6 protein-coding genes are annotated in these 7,378 nt (G+C 27.8%); 3 read left to right on the top strand and 3 right to left on the bottom strand.

The window, feature by feature from the left end; genetic code table 11:
• Window positions 1-537: 537 nt before the first annotated feature.
• Window positions 538-2,496, bottom strand: coding sequence for a tetracycline resistance ribosomal protection protein TetB(P) (tetB(P), locus tag I1959_RS14980; RefSeq protein ID WP_055342657.1), 1,959 nt, complete (start codon window positions 2,494-2,496; stop codon window positions 538-540).
• Window positions 2,480-3,742, bottom strand: a complete 1,263-nt coding sequence (gene tetA(P), locus I1959_RS14975; protein WP_055342659.1) for a tetracycline efflux MFS transporter TetA(P) — start codon at window positions 3,740-3,742, stop codon at window positions 2,480-2,482. Before tetA(P) ends, tetB(P) begins: the two co-directional genes overlap by 17 nt.
• A gap of 844 nt (window positions 3,743-4,586) precedes the next feature.
• Here tetA(P) and I1959_RS14970 point away from each other — a divergent pair.
• Window positions 4,587-5,408: a DUF5050 domain-containing protein gene (locus tag I1959_RS14970; RefSeq protein WP_057551308.1), complete on the top strand. Its 822-nt coding sequence runs from the start codon at window positions 4,587-4,589 to the stop codon at window positions 5,406-5,408.
• Between the two features lie 45 nt (window positions 5,409-5,453).
• Here the strand turns inward: I1959_RS14970 and I1959_RS14965 are convergent, their stop codons facing one another.
• Entirely contained in the window at window positions 5,454-5,708 is a 255-nt protein-coding gene (locus I1959_RS14965) for a hypothetical protein (protein ID WP_207723238.1), read from the bottom strand.
• A gap of 256 nt (window positions 5,709-5,964) precedes the next feature.
• On the opposite strand from I1959_RS14965, the gene mobQ reads away from it, so the two are divergent.
• Together mobQ and I1959_RS14955 are read left to right on the top strand one after the other, a co-directional pair.
• Window positions 5,965-7,113: a MobQ family relaxase gene (gene mobQ, locus I1959_RS14960; RefSeq protein ID WP_195238875.1), complete on the top strand. Its 1,149-nt coding sequence runs from the start codon at window positions 5,965-5,967 to the stop codon at window positions 7,111-7,113.
• Window positions 7,103-7,264 (top strand): hypothetical protein, encoded by a 162-nt coding sequence (locus I1959_RS14955; RefSeq protein ID WP_195238873.1) that lies wholly within the window; start codon window positions 7,103-7,105, stop codon window positions 7,262-7,264. Before mobQ ends, I1959_RS14955 begins: the two co-directional genes overlap by 11 nt.
• Window positions 7,265-7,378 lie beyond the last annotated feature (114 nt).

Raw genomic sequence — 7,378 nt, 5'->3', positions numbered from 1 at the left:
GTGTATTTACTGAAATGTAGTAATTTCAATATGTTCACTCTTTTTTACATATAACTATTCCCTAAATCTAAATTTTAAGATTAGTTATATAGGCCTAGCTATCATATTTCCGAAAAAAAGCACCAAAGTTTGTTCAATATAAGCAATTGCAATGAATGTATCGATTTAAATCGGTAGATTCTTTTTTTGTGCCATAATTGAAATACTGACACTATATAAATCAATCTAGTTATTACAATCAATTGCTTGGTGTCATTAATTAGTGACAACAAGGTCTTAAATTTGCTTATTATTGAAATTTCATAAAATACAGCTATTTCAATGCTTTAGATAATGTTTGGTGCTTTTTTTCGAGAATATGATAGCTAGGCCTATAATATTATACAAATAATCTTTCATTCTCAACATATATACCAATTAGTGCATTAATTTATCATCTATGTACTAATTGGTATTACTAGATTTGAACAAATTTTGGTGCAATTTTGCAGAAAAAACGCAGGTTGGCCTATAAAAATTTAACTTATCTATTTAAATTTAATCTCTAATTGCGTTTAATTTATGAAGCAAATACTCTTTTTTATTCAATGGATCATAAGTTGTTTTTTGGCGTGCTTTTGCAAATCCAGCGGAAACTTCCTTATATCCATAAAATTTTGTCACAAACATTCCCCTACCTTCTGTATATGAAGCTATTTTCATTTTATATTCTTTTGAATTTTCTACTGGAATTAATCCCTTTATTGAGAATTCATCCCCTATAACAATAGGATTATCAAAGGTTGCCCTCATAGTTTCTAAATCCCATACCGCTTTACTTAAAGCATTTTGAGGAATCCTTAACTCAAACTCATGTAATGGCTCTAATAAAACAGTTTGTGCTTTATATAATGCTTCCATGAATACCATAGGTGTCACATTTCTAAAATCTGCTGGAGTGCTGGCTGGACTAAAAAATTCACCACAGCTAAGAGTGACTTTTACATCTGTAACCTCCCATCCAAATAATCCTTGTTTACTTGTCTTAATAACTGCTTCTTCAATTGCATTTTGAAAAGATTTTGGCAATGACCCTACTGAAACATTAGAAATATACCTAAGACCTTCGCCTCTCCCTGCTGGTTCTATTTCTAAGCCTACTGTCGCCCAAAATGGATTTAAGTCTTCCTGCATATGCATTATTGACGCTCCAAAACCTTTAGGTGTTTCCTTATAGATAGTCTCAATATTCGAAAACTCTACTTTTATTCCATATAAATCATCTAACATAGAACTTAGTATTTCCATTTGAACTTCACCGAATAAGTTGACATAAATTTCTTTATCCATGTCATTCATCTCTAATTCTAGTAGTGGATCTTCCTCTGCAAGTAATGTTAATGCTTTAAATAGCTCTGGATTTTTTTCTTTATCAATTGCAGAAATTGTTGTTTTTAATGCTGGTTTAGCTATAGATATATTTTTAATTTTATTATTTGAAATTCCAATAACATCTCCCACTTGGAAACTTGTAAGTCCATATAAAATACCTATATCCCCTGCTTCTATCCTCTGTGCTTCAATAATTACCCCATTTTCTAACCTATTAATTTTCTTTACTTTTTCTGCTATCTCCTTATTAGGTACTTGGATTTTATCTCTTACAGATATTTTTCCTCCAAATAATCTTACATAAACCTTCTTTTCATTTTTACTTGTTCTTTCGATTTTAAACACTACCCCAGATAAATCACTTTCACAATCATCACCTGCAAATGAAAAATAACTACAAATTCCATCTAATAAATCTTCAACTCCAAGTCCAATTGCTGCAGCACCACAAAATACTGGATATAGACTTCCTTCCCTTGCATATAATGAAAGCTTTTCTTGTATTTCTTCTTTATCAGGTTCTATTCCACCAATATATCTTTCTAAAAATGCTTCGTCTAAGTCTGATAAAACATTAATAGCATCATCATTTATTATGCATGTATCAAATAGGTTTTTTATATAAACAGCTTTGCTTCCTGCATCATATACTTCTTGTAATCTAACTACTTTATTGGACATATTCTTCTTTATCTCTTCAAATACTTTATTGAAATTTGCCCCAATTCTATCTAGCTTATTTACAAAAATTATTGTTGGAATGTTTAACTCCTTTAATGTGTCAAATAATATTCTTGTTTGTGACTGAATCCCCTCTACTCCTGATATAACTAGTATTGCTCCATCTAAGCCACTTAATGAACGTTCAACTTCCGAAATAAAATCCACATGTCCTGGAGTATCAACAATATTCACCTTAACATTATTCCAATTAAAAGATATGGTTGACGATTTAATGGTAATTCCTCTCCTACGCTCAAGCTCCATAGAATCCGTCTGTGTATTGCCTAGATCAACTCTTCCAACTGATTTTATAGCTCCACTATAATATAATAAGTTTTCTGTTATAGTTGTTTTTCCTGCATCCACGTGTGCTACGATTCCTATATTAATTATTTTCTTCATAATCAATACCTCCAACTCTATCAACCACCTTTTTATCCATTATCATAGCAACAATATATAACACTAATACCGGTGTTACTAATAACGAAGTACATGCTATACCCATACTTACTGAAATATTTGTAGCTATGATTCCTATAATTGGTCCACCTAAAATTTGACCTAAGGAATTTATTTGTCCATTTATAGAAAGTACAGTAGCTCTGGCCTTGTCATCTATATGTCCATTAAGCCATGCACTAAATATAGGTTCATTTATAGTTCTAAAGGTATTTGTTGCTAAATAAGCTATTAGCATTAAGTTAAAGCTTTTTGTAATAGCAAATATGAACATAAATGATATATAAAATATATTTATACATAATAACAGCTTTCCATTTTGATTCTTATCATCATCCTTAAGCTTCTTTTCCATAAAATGCATTACTATAGCACTCAATATCATTCCTGCAATTCCAAAAATTCCGAACCAAGTCACTGGCTTAAGATTTCCAAGTTTAGGAAGCATAGTATCTTGTAAAAAATGTGCATTAGAAAGTCTATCATAACCTTCACTGGATAATCCATAAAATAAAGTTACTGAAAGCAAAATCATAATTATAGATTTACTTTTTATAAATTTAAGACCAGATTTAAAGGTATATCCCATCTTTTTGAATGTATTTAAATCCTCTGGAGCAGATGGTTTAAAATTATTTTCTGGCATATATAACCATAAAAATAATGCAAGAATTATAAATAAAACTCCACTAACTATAATAGGCAGTCTTACAGAGAAATTAGCTATTACAGTGCTTAGTACTATTCCAATAACCGATCCTATCTGTCCTACTTGTGCTCCCTTTATATAAATTTCATCCAAATCTTTATCTTTCTCTTCTTCCGCAATCCAAGCTTCAACAGATCCACTGATAAAAGTAGAACCTAATCCCCATACAATCTGTGCTGCAAGTATGAAAACGAAACTAGAAATAGAACCTTCTAAAATAAATCCCACTCCTGTTAAAACTGCACCAATAACAATAGATAGTTTACGACTGTACACATCTGCAACTATGCCTGTAGGAATTTCAAATATAAAGCATGCTACTTCTAAAGTAGTTCCAACAAGTATAAGCTGAAGTGGATTTAAATGAACCGTTTCAATGTGATACACTATCATAACTGTAGCTACTAACGAAAAACACATTGCTGTAATAGCTGAAAATAATAAATAAGTTTTATATGCTGAAAGTTTATTAACCATTAATCATCACCATCCTAGTATTTCTTAAAAAATTTGTTTGTTTTTCATAACCTTCATATTTAAATATATAAATCATCAAAATAATCTCCTTAAACAAAAAAAGGCTGTAAATGAATATAATTCACTTACAGCCTCATAATTATATAACCTAAATATAAACATGAAATATAGAACTTTAATTTATATAGCTTATTATTAAGCTATTCAAATTAAAATCTTATACCATATCTATAAATGTAGCAAAAATAGACATAAAAATACTGTGTTTAGAACACAGTTTTCCCATTCTGCAAATAGAGGTGTAACATGCTCATTATAATACTGATTATTTTTAGAGTACACAAATAAACATGGTAATATCAATATTATCAATAATTGATTCTACCACAAATAAACCTTGAGTTATTCAAGATTTTTTCATATACTTTTTAAAATAATCCTTATTCAGTTAGTTTAGTTAAAAACTACCTCTTTGCGCATATTTATAACCCCTTTACATTTATATTTTTCATGTTTATATTTTAGTATAATTACATTATATATAAATTTTTAATTTTCTTCAATGCTTTTACTTTTATATTTATTTTCTTATTACTATTATTATATTTGGAAACGAATACATTAAAACGATTTTAGATATTTTCTTACGAAAAAAATATACTATTCCTAAAAAACACATTTAAAGATATCTAGTAAAAAAGCCCTTAAAGTCCATTTATTTGGATTCTAAGGGCTTTACTTTTATTTAACATAACCCTAAAGTGAATTTTAAGGATTGTTAAAGTAAAAAGATTTTTTATTGCTTTTTGGTACAATCTAAGTACGATTTTTAGGAGGAAATAAAATGATAAATTATGGTAATTTGGTTAATGATAATATTGTTTGTATTGATGAAGATATATACTATAGTAATTTAACTTCAGATGATGGGAAATTATATATGAGAAGTTTAAATTTAGATAAAAAAATAAAACTTTGTGATATACCAGATGTCAAGTATATAACTAAAAAAGAAAATTATATTTATTATACAAGCGCTGCGAATATATACAAGCTAAATCTTGATACTTTACATAATGAAGCAATATTTAGTGGTTCAGAAGATTATGGATGGATAGATGATATGAGTATAGTAAGGAATGAGATGTTTTTCTCTTTAGAAAATACATACAAAATGAATTTAAATACTCAAGAGATAAAAAAAATCGCGGAAAATGCATTTGGTATAAATATTTATAACAACAAAATGTATTATTCGTTAAATGAAGGAAATGGGTTATATGAATTAGATTTGCAAACTAATAAATCCCAAAAACTATCAGATTCTAAAACGAGTTGTCCAGTTATATATGGTGATTTTGTTTACTATATGGATGTTGATGAAAAAGCTTTTTACAAAATGCATTTATTTAACTATGAAAAAGAAAAAGTAACTGATCTAGATGAAGATTTACTTAACTTTAATTTATATGATAAATATATTTATTATAGTGATATGTATTTATTTAGAATCGATATTAAAAGCAATAAAATAGAAAAAATAAGTGATATAGAGGCTGAAAAAATAAATATATTTGATGATCAAATTTGGTTTGTATCATATGAAGATGAATTTAAGTTATACAAAATGGATTTAAAAGGAAAAGATTTAATTTTAATAGATTAATTAATATTTAACTAGTTAAATATTATAGAAAAAATAAGGCTTAAACTAAGCCTTATTTTTTTCTATAAAATTTTCTAACCATAATTTAGATTTTTCATTATCTGTAAAATGATTTTTAAATTCATTGGCTAATTCTGTAGAGGTGATTCCTATACTATCAAATATAGCTCCAATTTCAATTAATCTTTTAGTTCTAGCTTTACGTTCTTTTTCTTTTTCTTTTTGAATAATAGCTTGTTTTTGAGCTTTTAATTGCTTTATTTTTTCTTCAATATCATTTAATTTTTTATTTTTATTCAAAATAAAAACCTCCTAATTTCATTTATAAATGAAATTATAGTATTGAAAAAATAAATTTTCAATACTATAATGAAAGCAAAGTTTATGATGATAAATATATAGTGTAAGATGTTATTGAAAATATAATCCGAAAGGCGCACTTATACACCATAAAAGGTGTGTGCGCTCTTGCAGAGAGCTTTAAAAAAATAAAAAATAAAGATAAAAAATACAATTAATACTTTTGTATTAATTATGAAAAAAGGAGGAATATATATTGGCAATATATCACTTATCTACAAAAATAATAAGTAGATCAAAAGGTAAATCTTCAATTGCATCAAGTGCATATCGAAATGGTGAAAAACTATATAACAAAAGAGATGGATTAATACATGATTACACAAAAAGAAAAGATGTAATCTATAAAGAAATTTTCAAACCAAGTAATGCTCCAAATTGGGTATTAGATAGAGAGCAATTATGGAATGAAGTAGAGCAAATAGAAAAAAGTAAAAATAGTCAACTTGCAAGAGAAATAGATATAGCTTTACCAATAGAGCTAAATGAAAAAGAAAGAATTGAATTACTAAGAAAATATGTAATAGATAATTTTTCAAGTAAAGGAATGGTAGCTGACGTAGTGATCCATGACAAAAAAGATGGAAATCCACATAGTCATATCATGTTAACTATGAGACCGTTTGAAGAAAATGGAGAATGGGGAGCCAAAGCAAAAAAGGAATATATATTAGATAAAAATGGTAATAAAACTTATAGCAAAAATGGAAATGCAAAATCTAGAAAAATAGAAACTACCAATTGGAACAAAAAAGAAACTCTAGAACATTGGAGAGAACAATGGGCTGTATATGCTAATAAAGCATTAGAAAGAGCAAATAGAAAAGAAAGAATAGACCATAGAAGTTATGAAGATCGAGGAATAGATAAACTTCCAACAAGACATGAAGGTCCGACTGTAAGAGCTATGGAAAAGAAAGGTATAAAAACTGAAATAGGAGATATCAATAGAAAAATCCAAGAAGAAAATCAAAAGATAGACATAATAGAAAATCAAATTAAGCTATATGAGGAAATGAAGGAACTAGAAAATGAGCGAACTAAAGATAATGGAACTAGAAACAGAAATATTGAAACTGAAGAAAGAGTTAATGAACTCCCAGAAGGAATCGGAGGACTTGGCAATAGGGATAGACTTGAAATACGAAAAAGAACTGAAGAACTTAAAAAGCTTACTAGAGATAAAAGAGAGCAAGATAGAGAAATTAGAGAAGAACTTAGAAAATGCAATGAAAGAATTGAGGGAAGAAAGATGGAGATTGCAAGACAGTCAGATAAAAAACAAGAATCAGATAGAAGAATTAAACAAAATAACAGGAGCATTGAGACAGGACTTGAACTCTAAAATAGAAAAAGATAACTCTAAATTTAAAAAAGTAATAATAGCAATAATAGTTGTATTCTTGATCTTAAGTGGGTCAATGTCAGCTGTAAAAGGTGATATATATAGAATAAAAGATAAAATAATAGATTTACATGAATATAGAGGTATGTAGGCTAAAAAATCGAAATAAGAAGGAATATAGGCACTATAATAGAGAAGTGCTGAAAAATAGAGAAAGCATATGGTATAATGAAAATGTTATTTGTAATTGGGGGAGGTGAATAAA

It is taken from the genome of Romboutsia sp. 1001285H_161024_C4 (assembly GCF_015550185.1).
Classification (GTDB): Bacteria; Bacillota; Clostridia; order Peptostreptococcales; family Peptostreptococcaceae; genus Romboutsia_C; species Romboutsia_C hominis.
This window is presented reverse-complemented; position numbering and strand designations above follow the sequence as displayed.